Source organism: Rhodococcus ruber NBRC 15591, assembly GCF_001894945.1.
GTDB classification, from domain to species: domain Bacteria; phylum Actinomycetota; class Actinomycetes; order Mycobacteriales; family Mycobacteriaceae; genus Rhodococcus; species Rhodococcus ruber.
In genome coordinates, this window is sequence record NZ_BCXE01000004.1 from 31,744 (window position 1) to 49,627 (window position 17,884).

Consider the following 17,884-nt stretch of genomic DNA (forward strand, 5'->3'; position numbering starts at 1 on the left):
CGGGCGTGGCGCTACGCCCCGTCGGGCCGGGCCGACGGCGCCGGCGTCCCCGCCTGGGCATCCAGGAGCGCGTCGATGCTGCCGGGTCCCAGCCCGAGTTCCGCCAGAACCTCGCGGGTGTGCTGCCCATGCTGCGGCGCCGGGCGCGCCCCGGTGTACGTCCCGTCCCAGCGCAACGGGGAGCGCGCCGTCGGTACCGCACCGACACCGGGCTGTTCGACGCGTTCGATCACGGCATACTCGCGGGCGGCCACCTCGTCCATGGTCCGGTACGGCGCCCACAGCACCCGGCTGCCGGACAGTTCCTTCTCGATCTCGGCGAGCGTGCGCGCCGCGAACCACGGACGCAGGATCGCGGTGATCTCGTCCCGCACAGCGTAGCGGTCGCCCTCGTCGGCGAATCGCAGCCCGCGATGCCGTTCGAGTGCCGCGAACACCTCGGCGGTGCCGGTGACCTCGACGAGCCCCCGCCACTGGGCGGCGGTGAGGCCGACGACCATGACGGCACGGCCGTCGGCGGTGGCGAAATCCGAGCCGTAGCTGCCGTACAGCGCGTTGCCCTGCCGCTCCCGGCCGGACCCGCGTTCCTCCGCCTCGGCCAGCCAGCCCATGCTCGCGACCGCGGACACCGCGACGTCCTCGAGGGCGAGTTCGAGGTAGGCGCCCTCACCCGTGCGATCCCGCCGCCGCAGCGCGGCGACGATGCCCAGGGCCGCCTGCACCCCGGTGATCAGGTCCCAGGCCGGGAGCACGTGGTTCACCGGGACCGTCCCGTCGACGGGTCCGGTCATCAGGGGCAGCCCGACCGCGGCGTTGACGGTGTAGTCCACCGCCGGCGAGCCGTCGGCGTTGCCGGCGATGTGCAGGTGGATCAGGTCGGGCCGCCGTGCGGCGAGCACGTCGTGCGCGAGCCAGGGCGCGCGGGCCGCGTTCTCGAGCACGATGCCCGCCTCGGCGATCAGGTCGGTGACGACGGCGCGGCCGTCCTCGCTGCGCAGATCCACCGCGACGGACCGCTTCGCCTGGTTCAGGCCCGTCCAGTACAGGCTCGCCCCCGACCCCGCGAGGGGCCAGCGACCACCGTCGACCGCGCCACCGAGCGGGTCCACACGGATCACGTCCGCGCCGAGCTCGGCGAGGATGCGCCCGGCGGTCGGTCCGGCGACGAAGCTGGACAGGTCGACGACGCGCACCCCGTCGAGCGGGCGCGTCGTCATGCCACCCTCTCGAAGATCGCCGTCAACCCCTGCCCACCGCCGATGCACATCGTCTCGAGTCCGTACCGCGCTCCGCGGCGGTCGAGTTCGCGCAGCAGCGTGGCGAGGATGCGCACGCCGGTCGCCCCGACCGGGTGACCGAGCGAGATTCCCGAGCCGTTGACGTTGGTCCGCTCGAAATCGGCTGCCGTGAAGCCCCACTCGCGGGTCACCGCCAGCGCCTGCGCCGCGAACGCCTCGTTGAGTTCGATCAGGTCGATGTCGGCGAGCGTGAGACCGGCCCGCTTCAGGGCCTTCTCGGTCGAGGGCACCGGTCCGATGCCCATCTCGGCCGGTGCGACGCCGGCCACCGCCCACGTGACCAGCCGGCCCAGCGGTCGCAGGCCGAGCCGCTCCGAATGGGCGCGGGTCGTGACGAGACACGCTGCGGCACCGTCGTTCTGACCGCTGGCGTTACCTGCGGTCACCGTCGCCTCCGGGTCCTGCGCCGCCATGATCGGCCGGAGCCTGGCGAGGGTGTCGACGGTGGTGTCGGCCCGCGGGTGCTCGTCCCGGTCCACGACCCGGTCGTCACCCTTGCGCTGGGGCACGGACACCGGCACGATCTCCTCCGCGAACACCCCCGAGTCGATCGCCGCCACCGCACGCCGATGCGACTCGACCGCCAGTTCGTCCTGTTCGCGACGACCGATCCCGTACTTGCGGCGCAGGTTCTCCGCGGTCTCGAGCATCCCGCCGGGCACGGGATGGTTTCGCCCGCCGGCGGTCACACGGCCACGAGCGAGCCGGTCGTGCAGCGCGGCCGGCGCGCCCTTGGCGCCCCACCGCATCGATTCGGTGTAGTACTCGGCGCGGCTCATGGATTCGACGCCACCGGCGATCACGACGTCGGCCACGCCCGTCTGCACGCGCATCGCGGCGTCGAGCACGGCCTGCAGCCCGGACCCGCACCGCCGGTCGAGTTGCAGGCCCGGCACGGTCACCGGCAGGCCCGCGTCGAGCGCGGCGACGCGGCCGATCGCGGGGGCCTCCCCGTTGGGGTAGCACTGGCCGAAGATCACGTCGTCCACCGATTCCGGGTCGATCCCGGTGCGGGACATCAGCTCCGAGATCACCTGGGCGGCGAGGTCGGTGGCGGGCACGTCGACGAACACCCCACCGTACCGGCCGACGGGCGTGCGCAGGGGCTCGCAGATCACCACGTCGTCGGCGGTCGCATCAGTTGTCGTCATGTCGGAAGTCCCTTTCCCGGTCGGTCCAGTCCTGCGCCCACTCGCGCAGTTCCACGGCACGGATCTTGGTGCCGTTGCCGCCCACCGTCGTGGGCATCGCCTCGATGACGTGAATCATCGTGGGCACCTTGAACGCGGCGAGCGTTTCGGCACACCAGGCCTTCAGCGACGTCGCATCGAAGTCGGCCGGGGCGTCGTCGGCGGGGACGACGAAACCCACGGCCCGGGTGTAGCCGCCGTCGCCGGTGATGCCGACGACCTTGGCCGTCCGCACCCCGGGGTGCTCGGCCAGCCGGTGCTCGATCTCGGCCGGGTCCACGAGAAATCCCCGCAGCCGCAGCACGTCTCCCATCCGGCACACGTAGGTGCAGCCGCCGTCGCCGGTCGCGACAGCGAGATCGCCGCTGCGGAACCAGCCGTCGGCGGTGAACGCGCGCGCGGCGGCGTCGGGGTTGCCGAGGTAGGCGTCGACGACGTTGGGGCCGCGCAGTTGCAGCTCGCCCTGCTCGCCGTCCGGAAGCACCCGGTCGTCGAGCGGGTCGGCGATACGCACCCGGATCGCCGGATCGACCGGCCGGCCGCCGCCGTTCCAGCGCACCGACTCCGGGTCGTCGTCCGACCAGAGCAGGGTCAGCGCGAACACCTCGGACGAGCCGAACACCCCCGAGGTGTGGGCGGCGAACTCGTCGCGGGCCCAGCGGGCGATCTCGTGGGAGCGGCCGAGGAAGTCGGCGATGCCGAGCCACTTCAGTGCGGACAGGTCGGCGCGCACTTCGCCGTGCCACGTGTCGTACAGGCGTCCGAACAGGTCGTCGCCGCCGACCACGTGCGTCACGTGCAGGTGCTCCATGCGGCGCAGCGTCGCCGCCGCGTCGAAGACCGGCTCCATGAGCAGCGTGGCGCCCCCGGCGAGGGCGGCCATCGCGGTGCTGTAGCCGAACACGCCGGACACCGGCAGCACGCACAGCGCGACGTCGCCGGGGGCGACCCGCATGATCGCGGCGTCCGCGCGGGCGTGCCGCACCACCGCGGAGTCCCGGTGCGCCGCGAGCTTCGGGGTGCCGGTGGAGCCGGAGGTGGTGAACGCGACGGCCAGCGGATCCGCCGGATCGTCCTCCGTCCCGGCCGGGGTGGGCACGGCGGTGTCCGGGGTGTCCGGGACGCGCACCCCGCGGGTGTCGCCGCTGCCCGCCCACCAGGAGCCCGCGCCGAGATCGAATCCGGTCGGATCGCCGGCGTCGGTGCCGGGGCCGCCCACGACGGCGACCGCGGGGGGCGGCACCGCCGCGGTGCCCGCCGCGTCGCGCAGGGTGCCGAACAGGTCGAGCCCGTGGAAACCGGCCGCGACGGCCACGACCGCGGGCCGCGCGGCCGTGAGGATGTGGGCCACCTCCCCGGTGTTGTAGCGGGTGTTGACCCCGATGACGTGGGCGCCGAGCGCGGCGGCCGCGAACTGCCAGACGAGCGCGTCGGACCAGTTGGGGAGCAGGACGGCGACGCACCGGCCGCGCTCGACGCCGACGGCCTCGAGTTCGGTCCGCAGCGCCTGCGCGCGGCGGCGAAGCTCGGCCCGAGTGCAGGCCAGCAGCCGGCCGTCGGCGACGTCGTAGGTGACCACGGCGTCCGGATCGGCGGCGACGAGGTCGTCGAGGAAGGCGGCGAGCCCCGCGGTGGTCGTGGCGGTCACGACAGCACCTCCGTGGTGGCGGCACGTAGCTCGGTGAGCCAGGCGTCGGCGAGCGCGGCGAAGTCGTCGACCTCCTCCATCGGGTAGTGGCCGATGCCGTCGAGCCGGGTGAACCGTGCGCGGCCGGGCGAGATCTCGTTGATCCGGTCGGCGAGGTCCGCGACGGCGTCCGGCTCGAGCCACGGGTCGTCCGAGCCGACGACGAGGTGCAGGGGGCAGGTCAACTGCGACAGCCGGTCGCGGACGTCGTGGGTGCCCCAGCCGATGAGGTCGGACGAGGAGATCTCCGGGTCCTCCCGCTTGTGCATGAGGGCGATCCGGTGCGCCGTCGCGACGGGTACCGAACGCCCGACGGAGGCGAGGGTGCCGAGGTAGGTCCGTTCGGCGCGCGACGGCCCGGCGACGTCCTCGAGTTCGCGCCGCAGACCGGCGACGTTGACCCGGCCCGGAGCGGCCTCGGCCTCCATCGCGACGGCGCCGGCGAGCGGCCGCTCGGGCCGGGTGGCGAGCTCGAGGGTCAGCTTGCCCCCGATGGAGCAGCCGAGCACGTACGGCCGGTGCACGTCGAGCGCGTCGAGCAGCGCGCCGAGCCAGTCGCCGTAGGTGGTGAGGCTGGTGACCGGTCCGGCCGGGGCCGGCTCGGAGCGGCCGTGGCCGGGCAGGTCGGGCACGAGGACGCGGTAGCCGCGGACGGCGAGGTCGCGGGCGACGTGCCGCCACTGCACTCCGCTCTGGCCGGCGGTGTGCAGGCACAGCACGGTGGGCAGCGTGTCGGCGGCGGGAGTCCCTTCGGGCGTGACGATCTCGACGAACCCGAGGGCTCCGTCGATGTCCAGGTAGCGGGCCTCGATCATGAGCGGGCCTTTCTCGCGACGGCACGGGCGTGGCCGATGATCAGGTTCAGCGGCTTGGTGAGCCGGAGGTACTCGTATCCGTCTCCGGTGGCGGAGAATTCGCCACCGATCGCGCGGCGCATGAAGTCGTCGCGCGCACCGAGGACCAGGTCGACCCACAGGTGGTCGGGTGCGACGAACGTGAAGGTGGCACCGTGCGGGGTGCGGCGGGTGACGTCGACGATGCGGCCACGGTAGATCCGCAGGTGCACCTCGCGGTCGCCGCTGCGCAGGCCGACGGTGCCGTCCCAGGTGGCCAGCGACGAGGCGAAGGCCGGATCGTCGGCGAGGCTGCCGCGCAACAACTCTCCCCACGCAGGGGTGCAGAAGTCGAGCTCGGTGGCGGTCGCGGCCGGCGAGTCGAGCTGCCAGGTCTCGGTCCCCTCCTCGCGGACGGCGCCGGTGGCGTCGAGCACACGGACGAACCGCTCGGCGGTGGCGCCCTCGACGCGGGTGACGACGGCCTCCGACCGGATCCGGTCCACCGCCGTGACCGGCGCGATCGCCGTCCAGCGCAGACGTGTGCGGTGCGCGGCCGGCACGCGCGGGGTGAGCAGCTCGGCGGCCACGGTTCCGAGGGCGAACGTTCCTGTGGGGAGGACGATTCCGGACTCGGAAAGCAGCTCGGAGGTCATCCGGACGGGAGCGGCGGTACGATCGCCGACGCGGACGGTGGGCGATGCGGTCACGGTGGTGCTCATGCGGTTTCCGGCCTTCCGAGCAGCTCGTCGGAGATGATGCGCATCTGGATCTCGCTGGTGCCTTCGAAGATCTTCGTCAGGCGGGCGTCGCGCCAGTGTCGTTCGACCTGGAAGTCGGTGGTGTAGCCGGCGCCGCCGTGGATCTGCACCGCCTCGCTGGTGACCTGCTCGGCCATCTCGGTGGCGACGAGCTTGCACATCGACGCCTCGAGCGAGCAGCGGCGTCCGGTGTCGATGTCGGTGGCGACGGAGTACATGAGCTGGCGGGCCGCCTCGATGTCGGCCGCCATCTTCGCGATCTTGAACCGCAGGTGCTGGAAGTCGCCGATGGGCCGGCCGAACTGACGCCGGGTGTGCACGTAGGCGATCGAGTCCTCGAGGGCCGCGCGGGCGAGGCCGATCGCGCGGGCGGCGGTGTGGGCGCGGCCGACCTCGAGCCCGGAGACGGCGAGGTAGAAGCCCTTTCCTTCCTCGCCGAGCATCTTGTCGGCGGGGATGCGGAAGTTGTCGAACGACAGTTCCCAGGTACTCCAGCCGAAGTAACCGATCTTGCGGACCTTGGTGCCCGAGATCCCCTCCGGGAAGACGCCGCGCTGCTTCTCGACGAGGAACGCGCTGATTCCCCGGTGCGGCTTGGCCGGATCCCTGTGCGGATCGGTGCGGGCGAACAGCACCAGGTAGTCGGCCTCGTCGGCGTAGGTGCACCACATCTTCGTGCCGTTGACGACCCATTCGTCGCCGTCGCGGACGGCCCGGCAGGAGATGTTGGCGACGTCGGAGCCGGCCTCCGCCTCGGACAGCGCGTACGCGCCGAGGTATTCGCCGCGGGCCACCTTCGGGAGCAGGGCTGCCTCCTGCGCGGGGGTGAAGCCGCCGCCCATGCCGTTACCGCGGGCGAGCAGCCCCGATACGCTCATCCAGGCCCGGGACAGTTCCTCGGCGACCAGGCAGTACTCGAACACGCCGAGGCCGAGGCCGCCGTGCTCCTCGGGGATCATGATGCCGAAGAACCCGATCTCGGCCATCTCCTTTTTCAGCGAGTCGGGGATGGTGCCCTGGACGGGGTCGAGTTCGTTGGCGACGGGCAGCACCTTCGTCATGGCGAAGTCGCGGGCGAGGTCGCGGATGGCGAGGCGCTCTTCGGTGAGGTACCGCGGGGTGTCGGTGCGCGGCTGCGACGGCCGGTGGGTCATTGGGGACTCCCTCGATGAACCAGAATCTGGTCATTAACGCTTGTTCACCCAGTAGAGCACGACGCCGACCACGCGTCAACGGCCGGTTCAGGACGGGCGGTAGCCGAGCAGGTTGAGGGCGTACCGGCCGTAGTCGCCGGCCACCTCGGTGGCGCTCAGCGGCCCGTCGGGCCGGAACCACAGCGGGATCCCGGCGCACATCGTCAGCACGGCGGTCACCGCCTGATGCACGTGCGGAACCTCGAAGACGCCCAGCTCGACACCCTTTTCCGCGATGTCGACGAACAGCTGCTCCTGGGCGTCGCGCGAGCCCACGACCCGCTTGCGGTCCACCTCGCCCAAGTACCGCAGCTCGGTGTTCGCCACCAGGCACTCGCGCGGGTTGCGGGCGGTGAACAGCGCATGCGCCACCACTGCGGTCCGCCACTGCTCGGCGGGATCGGGGCCGGCCTTGCGCAGGGCGGTACGCGTGGCGGTGAACTGCTCGTCGCTGGCCGCGCGGAGGATCTCGACGAGCAGCTCCGACTTGTTCTCGAAGTGGTTGTAGACGTTCGCGGCGCTGCAACCAGCACGGTTGGCGATCGTGCGCATCGTGGCGCCGTGGAAACCGGCCGCGAAGAACTCGTCGAGCGCCGCGTCGAGGATCCGTTCGCGGACGCCCACCAGGGCCGTGCCCGATCGAGTGTTCATGAGGTGCAGGGTAGAGGTCCGGGTCGCGACCAGCAAGAAGGCCGTCTTGACGTGTCCATTGCGCTCCGTTTATGGTCCACCTCACATGAACATGCGTTAACCACTTCGTCGAAGGACGCACTGTGACCACCCTCCCCGATCTCACGCTCGCCGAGCGGATCGCCCGCCTCGAGGACCTCGAGGCGATCCGTTCGCTCGACGCCCGCTACTGCCGCCATCTCGACGACGGCGACTGGGACGCCCTGATGGACCTGTTCACCGACGACGGCGAGTTCGACGGCCTGTCCCGTCCCCGCGGCAAGGCCGAGATGCGCGAGTTCTTCGCCGGCCTCGCCGCCGGCGGACTGACGACGTTCTGGCACTTCATCACGAACATGGAGATCGACCTCGACCGCGACCGCGCCACCGTGCGGTCGTTCCTGTGGCAGCCCTGCGTCACCGACGGCGCCCCCGCGATCGCCGCCGGCCGCTACACCGACGAGGTCGTCAAGGTCGACGGCCGCTGGCGCTACCGGGTCAAACAGGTCCGCTTCCACTTCTTCGGCCCGCTCGAACAGGGCTGGGACGAGAACCTGTTCGCGCTCGAGACGGCGCGGCGCGCGGCGGTGCGACCGTGACCGAACTGCGCACGCAACCGACCTGGAGCGCGATGCTCGCCCTGCCCGAGGTCGTCGAACTGCGCCGCCGTCGGCGCACCGTGACCAACTCCCTCGGCGGCCTCGCGATCGTCCTCTTCGCGTCCTTCCTCGTCGGCTTCGCCTACTTCCCCGGCTTCCTCGGCGAGACCGAACTGCTCGGCGTGCCCCTCTCGCTGTGGGTCGTGTTCTCCCAGTTCGCCGGGACGTGGGTGCTCGTCTACGCCTACTTCCGGCTCACCCGCACCTACATCCAGCCCGCCGCCGACGCCGCCGTCGCGGCCGTCCTCGAGAACCAGGAGCGTGCGGCATGACCGGCGACGCCGACTACCTCGCCATCGCGATCTGCGCGGCGGTGATCTCGCTGACCCTGTGGGTCACGTTCGCCGTGTCCCGGCGGGCCCGCAGCGCCGACGGGTTCTTCGCCGCCGGCCGCTCGATCTCGAGCTGGCAGAACGGTTTCGCGATCGCCGGTGAATTTATCTCGGCCGGAAGCTTTCTCGGCACCACCGGCCTGATCTTCTACAAGGGCGTCGACGGTGCGGTCATCCTCTGCACCTCGGTGGTCTCGTTCCTGCCCGTGCTGTTCCTGCTCGCGGAGAAGATGCGCAACGTGGGCAAGTACACCCTCGCCGATGTGCTCGTGTTCCGCACCGAGGCACGCAGTGTGCGAATCGTCGTGGCACTGAGCACCATCGCCACCGGCACCTTCGTGTTGCTCGCGCAACTCGTCGCGGCCGGGGTGCTGCTCGAGTCGGTCTCCGGCATCCCGTTCTGGCTGTCCGTCATCGTCGCCGGCACCCTCATGGGCATCTACGTCTTCGTCGGCGGCATGCTCGCCACCACGTGGGTGCAGGTCATCAAGTCCACGATCCTGTCGGTCCTCGCCGTCGCGGTCGGCCTGGGCATCCTCGCGCAGTTCGGGTTCAGCTTCCCGAAGGTCCTCGACACCGCGACCGACCACGCGGTCGCGGGCGAAGCCGTCCTGTCCCCCGGCCTGATCTTCGGGCAGACCAGCGCGCTGAACCTCGTGTCGTACTCGCTGGCGTTCGCGCTCGGCACCGCGGGCATGGCGCACATCCTGATCCGCTTCTTCACCGTCCCCGAGGCGAGCACCGCCCGGCGCTCGCTGGGCTGGACCGTCGCGCTGTGCAGCATGTTCTACCTCGTCGTCATCGTCATGGGCTTCGGCGCCGCCGCCCTGCTGGGCGACGAGGGCGCCGATCGGGTCGGCGCCGGGGGCAACCTCGCGGCGCCCGTGCTCGTCACCGAACTCGGTGGCGGCGTGGGCACGATCGGCGGCTCGATCGCCCTCGCGATGGTCGCGGCGGTCGCCTTCGCGAGCATCGTCGCCGTCGTCGCCGGCGTGGTGATCTCCGCCGCGGGCACCTTCGCCCGCGACATCTGGCCGGCGCTGACCCGCACGCCGCCGGTGGACGAACTCGACGTCGCGGCGCGCACACGCGAGGAGAACGCGCAGGCCCGCGTCGCCCGGTTCGGTGCCGTCGCATTCAGCGTCGTCGCAATAGTGCTGACCATGCTGATCGGTGACGACACCAACATCACCTACTTCATGGGCATGGCGTTCATGGTGGCCGGCAGCGCCCACCTGCCGTCGCTGGTGCTCAGCCTGAACTGGCGGCGCTTCAACAGCACCGGCGCCGTGTGGGGAATCCTCACCGGCCTGATCTCGACCGTCGTCAGTCTCATGTTCACCGAGGCGCTGTGGCTCGGCAGCGGACCGGCCCCCCTGACGATCCAGCTGCCGGTGATCGTCACCATGCCGCTCGGCCTGGCCGCGTGCGTCGTCGGCTCACTCGTGGCCGAGAATCGGCGCGGACGCTCCGCACACGAGGACGAGAAGTTCGCGGAGATGCTCGTGCGCGCCGAGACCGGCATCGGGGCGGAGGTCGCGACCGCCCACTGACGACGACGGGCACCCGCACCCGGGCGATGCGAGTGCGGGTGCCCGTCATGTCAGGGCAGGTCGAACAGCGTCGGATGGTCCTGCTGCGCCTGCTCCGCGAGCACCGCGCCGTGTCTCTCGCACATCTCGCGGGCGATGTGCTCGGGGCACGCGAGTTCGCGACCGATCTGCTCCCAGTCCCACCCGGACGCGTGCAGTTCCCAGGCGACGCGGCCGTCTTCGTCCCAGAGTGCCGACATGGGCCGATACTGCTCCCGGAAACCGCGAGCACCAAGGACATCCGACCGCGTGTCGCCGATCGCCGCGATTCGGCGGCGACCTCGCGCCCGAAAGTGCTTCCTGCGCGCGTCCTCACGCGCGCATCGAGCACCGCGGCGCGCGGCGCAGCGACGACTCGGCTACTCGAAGGTCATCCCCGCGTCGGCGCCCTGCTGCCTGGTGGTGTTCGCGCCGTCGAGGGATTCGCGGATGATGTCGGCGTGGCCGCTGTGGTGGGCGGTCTCCCGGATGATGTGCAGCAGCACCTTCCGGGCGCTCCACCACTGCCGCTCCGGGGCCCACGGCGCGGTCGGCAGCGGCACCGGCAGGTCGAGGTCCTCGAGGCCGGCGACGAACGCCTCCGTCTCCTTCGCGATCGCCTCGTACCGTTCGAGCAGTCCGGCGACCGTGTCGTCGTCGCGCATGAAGTACTGCTCCATCGCGGACTCCATGTCGAACTCGGCGGTGTCGTCGAGTGTGCGGATGGTGTCGATCCAGTGCTGCTCGGTGGTCGCGACGTGCCTGAGCAGCCCACCGAGGGTCAGCTCGCTGACGGTGCTGCGGGTGCGGGCCTGCTCGTCGTCGAGGTCGCGGAGGGTGATCAGGAACGTCTTCCGCTGTTCGGCCAGGATGTCGAGGATGTCGGCGCGTTCTCCGGTCGGCTCGGTCATCTCGTTTTCCGCCCTTCGTGAGATCGATTCTCCTGCTACGACGACGGTAGGCGGGAATGCGGACGAGTTCGGTCCTCGATCGGAAGTCAGGTGGCGAAGAAGACCGCGCCGGTCACCGGGACGAGGGTCAGGAACAGGACCGACAGGACGAACAGCGTGATCGTCAGCTTCCGGTTCCATCCGCCACGGGTCCCGCTCGCGGCGAGCACGAAGAGCACGAATCCGATGCAGATGGACACGATGCCCACGATCACAGGTGTCTCGATCATCTGTTCATCATCGCGGAGGGCCGCACCCGGCGCCGACGGGGGCGGCGCCGGGGACGGCGACGTCCCCGACGCCGGCCGCGCTCAGCCCGGGCAGTGGATGGTCACGTGGCCGCATCTGACGGACGGGCTCGCAGTGGCGGCGTTCGCGGCGCCTGCGGTACCGACGACGACGGCGAACAAGGTCGCGACGACCGCGACGGTGGTGCGGATCCGGGTCTTCATGGCAGTCTCCTGACGATGGTGCGGGACGGGGTTCGCCCATCGTCGGCCGCCGTCCGGAGCCGCGACAGGCACCCTGTGGTGCCGATGCGGCCACCCCGGATCGCCTGCGGAGCGCAGGACCACCCCGAGGCGGATCATGAAGCCATGACGACCGCCCCTTCCGCGACGACCGTTGCGACCATCGCCGAGGCCGCCGAGCGCACCGGTCTGACCACCCACACCCTCCGCTATTACGAGCGCGACGGCCTCATGCTCCGCGAGATCGGCCGTTCCTCCTCCGGCCACCGGCTCTACACCGAGGACGACCTCGCCTGGGTGGTGTTGCTGACCCGGCTGCGGGCGACGGGCATGCCGATCCGCGAGATCCGCGAGTACGCGGCCCTCTGCCGGGCCGGCAGCGGCAACGAACAGGACCGCCTCGCGCTGCTCCGCGCGCACCGGGCACGGGTGCTCACCCAGCTCGATCAGGTGACCGAGCACCTCGCCGCGATCGACGGCAAGATCGACATCTATCGCTCCCGGACGAGCGGCCTCGACGACGGACCGTGCGAGAGCGCTCGCGCTTGACTTCGAGCGCGCTCGAAGGTCTTGACTCGACGCCATGACCACGAACAACACCTCTCGGCCCCCACTCGGCACCCGCACGCTCGGCACCGCGTCGCCGCTGACGGTCTCGGCGATGGGGCTCGGATGCATGGGCATGTCCGAGTTCTACGGCGCCGGGGACGAGGCCGATGCCGTCGCCACGATTCACCGGGCCCTCGAACTCGGCGTGACGTTGCTCGACACCGCCGACATGTACGGCCCGTTCACCAACGAGAAGCTCGTCGGCCGCGCCGTCGCGGATCGCCGCGACCGCGTGGTCCTCGCGACCAAGTTCGGCAACGAGCGCGCCGAGGACGGCACCCGCCTCGGCGTCAACGGCCGGCCCGAGTACGTCCGCACGGCCTGCGACGCGTCGCTCCGCCGCCTCGGCGTCGACCACATCGATCTCTACTACCAGCACCGTGTGGACAGGACCGTGCCGATCGAGGACACCGTCGGCGCGATGGCCGAACTGGTGCAGGCCGGGAAGGTCCGCCATCTGGGTCTGTCGGAGGCATCCGCGGAGACGATCCGCCGGGCCCACGCCGTCCACCCGATCACCGCGTTGCAGACCGAGTATTCGCTGTTCACCCGCGACATCGAGGACGAGATCCTGCCGACTCTGCGTGACCTCGGCATCGGGCTCGTGCCGTATTCGCCGCTCGGGCGCGGCATCCTGACGGGCGCGATCACGGCACCGTCCGATCTCGAGAGCTCGGATTCTCGCCGCACCGCCTATTTCCCGCGATTCCAGGGTGCGGCGCTGGAGGCGAACCTGGCGCTCGTGGCCGCCGTCCGCCGCCTGGCCCGGTCCGAGAACTGCACCCCTGGTCAGCTGGCACTGGCATGGGTCCTCGCTCAGGGTGACGACGTGGTCCCCATCCCCGGGACGAAGCGGGTGCGTTTCCTCGAGGAGAACATCGCGGCCGTGGACGTGTCGCTCACCGCGGAGGTGCTGGGCGCGATCGAGTCGGCGGTGCCCCGGGAGGCGGTCGCCGGGGCGCGCTACGGGGACATGTCCAGCATCGACGCGTGAGCGACGCGTCGCCCGCCGGGGACGGGCGACGCCCACGCCGATCCTCCGTGCAAGCGATTACATCCACCCTTGACAAAGCGATGTAACCGCTTGCACAGTGGGGGGACCCCACCCCGGAGGAGGACCCATGGCGACGCTTCGCGAGGTCGCGGCGCGCGCCGGCGTCTCGACCGCCACGGTCTCCCGTGTGTTCTCCCGGCCGGAAGCGGTCAGTCCCGACACCCGCGCGAAGGTGTTCGCCGCGGCAGAGGCACTGTCCTTCACCCCGAATCCCACCGCCCGCTCGCTCGCCCTCGGCCGCACCCACAACCTGGGCTTCCTCGTCCCCGACATCCGCAATCCCGTGTTCGGTCCCGCCGTCGAAACCGCGCAGGACCGGGCGCGCAAGCGCGGCTACTCCCTCTTCGTCGCGGCGGGCGAAGGCCGGTCCGCCGACGAACTCGACCTCGTCCGGGCGATCGCCCGGCAGGTCGACGGACTGGTGCTCATCGCCCCCCGCATGTCCGACGCCGACCTCGAGGATCTCGCACGGGTCACCCCCGTCGTGCTGGTCAACCACACCTGCGGGCAGCTGCCCGCCGTGTTGCTGACCTCCGACGACGGCATGTCCCAGGCGGTGGACCACCTCGCCGACGCCGGGCACACCGCCGTCACATACCTCGGCGGTCCCGACTACTGGCTCGCCCAGCGGCGGCGCCTGACCGCCTTCACCACGGCCTGCGCCGCCCGGGGCATCACCGGCACGGTGCTCGGCCCCCTCGAGCCCGACTTCGTCGCCGCGGGCCGGAACGCGGCCGACGAACTGGTCGACGCCGGCACGACGGCCGTCGTCGCGTACAACGATCAGGCCGCCGTCGGCCTCATGCAGGGCTTCGCCGAGCACGGACTGCGCGCGGGCCGCGACTACTCGGTCGTCGGATTCGACGACTCGTGGCTCTGCGAGATGACCTCGCCGCCGCTGACCACCGTGCATCTGGCATTCGACGAGGCCGGTGTGGCGGCCATCGATCTGCTGTGCGACGTACTCGACGGAAAGACCACACCGGACGCCGGACCCGTGGAACTCGGCACCCACCTCGTCGTGCGTTCGAGCACCGTGACCGCCGGCCTGCCCGTCGGCTGACAGACCGTTTCGGGGCACTGCCTCGGAATTCGAAGAAAGCGAAGGAGATTCGTTCATGACCTCGGTGCTCGTACTCAACGGCCCCAACCTCAATCTGCTCGGCACCCGCGAGCCCGGTGTGTACGGCGCGCAGACCCTCGAGGACGTGGAGACCCTGTGCCGCAACGTCGGCAAGGAACTCGGCGTCGACATCGACTTCCGGCAGTCCAACCACGAAGGCGTCCTGATCGATGCGCTCCACGACGCGGGCGCCGCGGTCGCCCGCGGGGAATCCCTGGGCGTGGTGTTCAACGCGGGTGCCTACACGCACACCTCGGTGGCCCTGCACGATGCGATCAAGGGCGCGCACGTGCCGCTCATCGAGGTGCACATCTCCAACGTTTATGCCCGCGAGGAGTTCCGCCACCACTCCTACATCTCCCCGGTCGCCTCCGGGATCATCGTCGGCCTCGGCGTCGCCGGCTACGAATGGGCGCTGCGCGCACTCGTCGCCCAGCGCACGACGCAGGCGTAACCGGCGCCGTCACCGACCCCTCGCGCGCGTGACCCGCAGCGAGCCGTCCGAACCGATACCGCCGCGGCGAACCCGCCCCGGCGTACCGGTCCCCGATTCCGCGGTCGCCCGCCCAGGCGGCCGTCGTGGAGGAGCCCGACCATGACCCATCCCCGTCCTGGAACCAAGCGCGCCAAGGCAATTGCCACGGTGTGCCTGTCCGGCACCCTCGAGGACAAGCTCGTCGCCGCCGCCCACGCCGGCTTCGACGACATCGAACTGTTCGAACCCGACCTGCTCGGCTCCCCGCTCACGCCCGCGGGAGTGCGCGAGCGCTGCGCCGAGCTCGGGTTGAGCATCCCGCTGTATCAGCCCTTCCGCGACTTCGAGGCCGTCCCGGCCGAGATCCACGCCCGCAACATGCGCCGCGCGCGGCACAAGTTCGACGTGATGGAACAACTCGGCACCGACCTCGTGCTGGTGTGCTCGTCGGTCTCGCCGCACACCGTCGACGACGTCGACCTCGCCGCCGCGCAGCTGCGGGAACTGGCGGATGCGGCGGCGCAGCGCGGTTTGCGGATCGCCTTCGAGGCCCTGGCGTGGGGCCGCCACGTGAACACCTGGCAGCGCTCGTGGGAGATCGTGCGCCGGGCCGACCATCCGGCCCTCGGCCTGTGTCTCGACAGCTTCCACATCTTCTCCCGCACCAAGGACGTCGCCGGCATCGCGGACATCCCGGGCGAGAAGATCTTCTTCCTGCAACTCTCCGACGCACCGGAGATGGACATGAACGTCCTGCAGTGGAGTCGCCACTACCGGGTGTTCCCGGGCGAGGGCGAGTTCGATCTCGCCGGGCTCGTCGGGCACGTCCTCGCGGCCGGTTACACCGGTCCGCTCTCGCTCGAGGTGTTCAACGACGTGTTCCGCCAGTCGGCGCCGGTGCCGACGGCGACCGACGCGATGCGCTCGCTGCTCGATCTGGAACTGCGTCTCGACGGTGACCCCGACCCGGTGCAGGTGCGTGGGCACGCGTTCACGGAGATCGGCACCCCGCCCACCGCCGCGGAGCCGGTCCGTGCGGCTCTCGCCTCGCTCGGCTTCACCCACTCGGGCCGGCATCACAGCAAGCCGGTGGAGCTGTGGGAGCAGGGGGACGCGCGGGTGCTGGTGAACACCTCGAACCCCGCCCACAGCGCGGCCGAGGGCGCGGCCGTCACGGCTCTGGGGATCGAGGTCGCGGACGTCGGCGCCGTCACCCGGCACGCCCACGAGCTGCTGGCACCGCAGCTGGCACGGGTCGTCGGCCCCGGAGAGGCACCGCTGTCCGCGGTGGTCTCCCCGGACGGCACCGCCCTGTTCCTGTCGTCCGGAGACCACGGTACCGCCGATTGGCGCAACGACTTCCGTCCCACCGGTACGACGCCGTCGACGGCGGTGGGCGTGCGGTGCACCGAGTACGTCGAGCTGACCCAGGCCTACGACCGCTTCGACGAGGCCACGCTGTTCTACCGCTCGGTGCTGGGCCTGACCGACGCCGAGTCCGCCGAATACGCGGGGCCGTTCGGCCTGGTGCGCAGCCGCGTCCTCGCCGCGGACGGCTTCGAGGTCGGCCTGGTCGCCCCCGTCCTCCGGCGCGGGGAATGGGCGCCGGGCGTGCGGCACCCCCAGCACATCGCGTTCGGCGTCGACGATGCAGTGGAATCTGCCCGCGCCCTGCGCGATTCGGGAGCGCCGGTGCTCGAGATCCCCCGCAACTACTACGACGATCTGGATGCGCGCCTGGCCCCGGATCCGGAACTACTTGCCGCCCTTCGGGAATACAACGTGCTCTACGACCGGGACGAGGACGGCGGCGAGCTGTTCCAGGTGTTCACCAAGGTCGTCAGCGCCCGGGTGTTCTTCGAACTGGTGCAGCGGCGCGGCGGCTACCGGGGTCACGGCACCGTCAACGCCCCGATCCGCATGGCCGCGCATGCGGCCGCGCGACGCTGACCGCCGCTACCGGGCCTCACCCACCGCCTGCGCGAGTGCCGCGAGGGTCTGGGCACCCGTGTAGCGCGGCTGCCAGCCGAGCTGCGTCCGGGCCTTCGTCGTGTCCATCACGACGGACGTGCGGCCGGTGTGGATCCACTCGATCATCGAGGGCATGAACGGCAGCCGCGCCACCACGGCCGACGCCGCCGTCGCGACCGCGGCGGGGACGCGGATCGGCTGGGCGCCGAGCGCGGTCGCCACCTCCGACAGCGACACCACCCCCTCCCCGGCGATGTTGTACGCGCCGGGCGGCCCGTCGGACGTCACCGCCGCGACCACGGCGCTCGCCACGTCGTCGTGGTGCACGAGCTGGAGCGGATGGCCGGGGTCGGGGAACACCGGGCGCGGCAGGGGCAGGGCACCGACGGCGTGGCGGACGGTCTCGGGCACGTGCTCGGCGAGCTGCCGCCACGGCATGGCGTCGGCCAGGGCGGTCGCGTTCGGTCCCGCGACGATGCACGGCCGCAGCACGAACACCTCGAGATCCGATCCGCGGGTGACCTCGCCGAGGACGCGCTCGAGTTCGGCCTTCTGTTCGGAGTAGTAGTGCTCGTGCGAGCCGCGGGTGGGCACGTCCTCCGAGAGCGGGGTCGGATTGTCGGGGTGATAGCCGTACGCGGCGACGGACGAGGTGTACACGAGGCGTCGCGGCCGGGCCGCGGCGACCGTGGCTTCGAAGACGTTGCGGGTGCCCGCGATGTTGATCCGGTGACTCTCGGTGCGCGAACCCATGATGACGAACGCCAAATGCACGACGACGTCGGCCTCCGCGACGAGGGCGTCGACGGCGCTGCGGTCGAGGATGTCACCCTGCCGGTACTCGGTCTTGGTCCACCCGTGTGCGGCCGGGTCGAACGGGCTTCGTGCCATGCCGAGGATCCGGTCGATGCGCGGATCCTGTTCGAGGGCCGCGACGGCGGCTCTGCCGATCTCGCCGGTAGGTCCGGTGACCGCAACTGTCGTGCCCATGAGAATCCCCTCGCTCGTGCCGTCGTCCGTGCGACCCGTACCGCGTTCC

At 71.2% G+C, this 17,884-nt stretch carries 20 protein-coding genes; 8 read left to right on the plus strand and 12 right to left on the minus strand.

Annotated elements, in window-relative coordinates; genetic code table 11:
* Positions 1-11: 11 nt before the first annotated feature.
* From RR3_RS04205 to RR3_RS04235, 7 genes are all read right to left on the minus strand, one after another.
* A complete protein-coding gene (locus tag RR3_RS04205; protein WP_064065639.1) occupies positions 12-1,217 on the minus strand; it encodes a CoA transferase in 1,206 nt (401 codons plus the stop codon).
* On the minus strand, positions 1,214-2,449 hold the full coding sequence (locus tag RR3_RS04210; RefSeq protein ID WP_064065638.1) for an acetyl-CoA C-acetyltransferase: 1,236 nt from the start codon (positions 2,447-2,449) through the stop codon (positions 1,214-1,216). Before RR3_RS04210 ends, RR3_RS04205 begins: the two co-directional genes overlap by 4 nt.
* Positions 2,436-4,136 (minus strand): AMP-binding protein, encoded by a 1,701-nt coding sequence (locus tag RR3_RS04215; RefSeq protein ID WP_064065637.1) that lies wholly within the window; start codon positions 4,134-4,136, stop codon positions 2,436-2,438. Before RR3_RS04215 ends, RR3_RS04210 begins: the two co-directional genes overlap by 14 nt.
* On the minus strand, positions 4,133-4,990 hold the full coding sequence (locus RR3_RS04220) for an alpha/beta fold hydrolase (protein ID WP_040269896.1): 858 nt from the start codon (positions 4,988-4,990) through the stop codon (positions 4,133-4,135). The genes RR3_RS04215 and RR3_RS04220 overlap by 4 nt, the downstream gene beginning before the upstream one ends.
* Entirely contained in the window at positions 4,987-5,730 is a 744-nt protein-coding gene (locus RR3_RS04225; protein ID WP_017680096.1) for a hypothetical protein, read from the minus strand. The genes RR3_RS04220 and RR3_RS04225 overlap by 4 nt, the downstream gene beginning before the upstream one ends.
* Complete coding sequence (locus RR3_RS04230) at positions 5,727-6,923, minus strand: acyl-CoA dehydrogenase family protein (RefSeq protein WP_010594083.1); 1,197 nt, start codon at positions 6,921-6,923, stop codon at positions 5,727-5,729. The genes RR3_RS04225 and RR3_RS04230 overlap by 4 nt, the downstream gene beginning before the upstream one ends.
* An 87-nt stretch (positions 6,924-7,010) precedes the next feature.
* On the minus strand, positions 7,011-7,613 hold the full coding sequence (locus tag RR3_RS04235; protein ID WP_026137610.1) for a TetR/AcrR family transcriptional regulator: 603 nt from the start codon (positions 7,611-7,613) through the stop codon (positions 7,011-7,013).
* 122 nt (positions 7,614-7,735) lie between these two features.
* On the opposite strand from RR3_RS04235, the gene RR3_RS04240 reads away from it, so the two are divergent.
* Genes RR3_RS04240 through RR3_RS04250 form a run of 3 tightly spaced genes read left to right on the plus strand, consistent with a single transcriptional unit; the run spans position 7,736 to position 10,175 of the window.
* Positions 7,736-8,230 carry a nuclear transport factor 2 family protein gene (locus RR3_RS04240; protein WP_017680098.1) on the plus strand — a complete coding sequence of 165 codons (495 nt, stop codon included), beginning with the start codon at positions 7,736-7,738 and terminating at the stop codon, positions 8,228-8,230.
* The gene (locus RR3_RS04245; RefSeq protein WP_017680099.1) at positions 8,227-8,562 is read left to right on the plus strand and encodes a DUF485 domain-containing protein; all 336 of its coding nucleotides are present in this window, start codon (positions 8,227-8,229) and stop codon (positions 8,560-8,562) included. Before RR3_RS04240 ends, RR3_RS04245 begins: the two co-directional genes overlap by 4 nt.
* Positions 8,559-10,175, plus strand: coding sequence for a solute symporter family protein (locus RR3_RS04250; RefSeq protein ID WP_064065636.1), 1,617 nt, complete (start codon positions 8,559-8,561; stop codon positions 10,173-10,175). The genes RR3_RS04245 and RR3_RS04250 overlap by 4 nt, the downstream gene beginning before the upstream one ends.
* 50 nt (positions 10,176-10,225) lie before the next feature.
* Here the strand turns inward: RR3_RS04250 and RR3_RS04255 are convergent, their stop codons facing one another.
* The 4 genes from RR3_RS04255 to RR3_RS24820 all read right to left on the minus strand — a co-directional run bounded on the left by RR3_RS04255 (position 10,226) and on the right by RR3_RS24820 (position 11,595).
* A complete protein-coding gene (locus tag RR3_RS04255) occupies positions 10,226-10,414 on the minus strand; it encodes a hypothetical protein (RefSeq protein ID WP_003938775.1) in 189 nt (62 codons plus the stop codon).
* Between the two features lie 159 nt (positions 10,415-10,573).
* Positions 10,574-11,104 (minus strand): DinB family protein, encoded by a 531-nt coding sequence (locus tag RR3_RS04260; protein ID WP_010594088.1) that lies wholly within the window; start codon positions 11,102-11,104, stop codon positions 10,574-10,576.
* Between the two features lie 86 nt (positions 11,105-11,190).
* Positions 11,191-11,373: a hypothetical protein gene (locus RR3_RS04265; RefSeq protein ID WP_003938777.1), complete on the minus strand. Its 183-nt coding sequence runs from the start codon at positions 11,371-11,373 to the stop codon at positions 11,191-11,193.
* Between the two features lie 81 nt (positions 11,374-11,454).
* Entirely contained in the window at positions 11,455-11,595 is a 141-nt protein-coding gene (locus RR3_RS24820; protein WP_156525143.1) for a hypothetical protein, read from the minus strand.
* A 144-nt stretch (positions 11,596-11,739) separates the two neighbouring features.
* On the opposite strand from RR3_RS24820, the gene RR3_RS04270 reads away from it, so the two are divergent.
* The 5 genes from RR3_RS04270 to RR3_RS04290 all read left to right on the plus strand — a co-directional run bounded on the left by RR3_RS04270 (position 11,740) and on the right by RR3_RS04290 (position 16,824).
* Positions 11,740-12,162, plus strand: a complete 423-nt coding sequence (locus RR3_RS04270; RefSeq protein WP_010594089.1) for a MerR family transcriptional regulator — start codon at positions 11,740-11,742, stop codon at positions 12,160-12,162.
* Positions 12,163-12,274: 112 nt separating this feature from the next.
* Complete coding sequence (locus RR3_RS04275; protein WP_230831592.1) at positions 12,275-13,216, plus strand: aldo/keto reductase; 942 nt, start codon at positions 12,275-12,277, stop codon at positions 13,214-13,216.
* A 127-nt stretch (positions 13,217-13,343) separates the two neighbouring features.
* Positions 13,344-14,339 carry a LacI family DNA-binding transcriptional regulator gene (locus tag RR3_RS04280; RefSeq protein ID WP_010594091.1) on the plus strand — a complete coding sequence of 332 codons (996 nt, stop codon included), beginning with the start codon at positions 13,344-13,346 and terminating at the stop codon, positions 14,337-14,339.
* A gap of 55 nt (positions 14,340-14,394) precedes the next feature.
* Positions 14,395-14,853 (plus strand): type II 3-dehydroquinate dehydratase, encoded by a 459-nt coding sequence (aroQ, locus tag RR3_RS04285; protein ID WP_064065635.1) that lies wholly within the window; start codon positions 14,395-14,397, stop codon positions 14,851-14,853.
* A 141-nt stretch (positions 14,854-14,994) separates the two neighbouring features.
* Positions 14,995-16,824, plus strand: a complete 1,830-nt coding sequence (locus RR3_RS04290) for a sugar phosphate isomerase/epimerase and 4-hydroxyphenylpyruvate domain-containing protein (protein WP_064065634.1) — start codon at positions 14,995-14,997, stop codon at positions 16,822-16,824.
* 6 nt (positions 16,825-16,830) lie between these two features.
* Here the strand turns inward: RR3_RS04290 and RR3_RS04295 are convergent, their stop codons facing one another.
* Complete coding sequence (locus tag RR3_RS04295; RefSeq protein ID WP_064065633.1) at positions 16,831-17,835, minus strand: NAD-dependent epimerase/dehydratase family protein; 1,005 nt, start codon at positions 17,833-17,835, stop codon at positions 16,831-16,833.
* Positions 17,836-17,884: the final 49 nt, after the last annotated feature.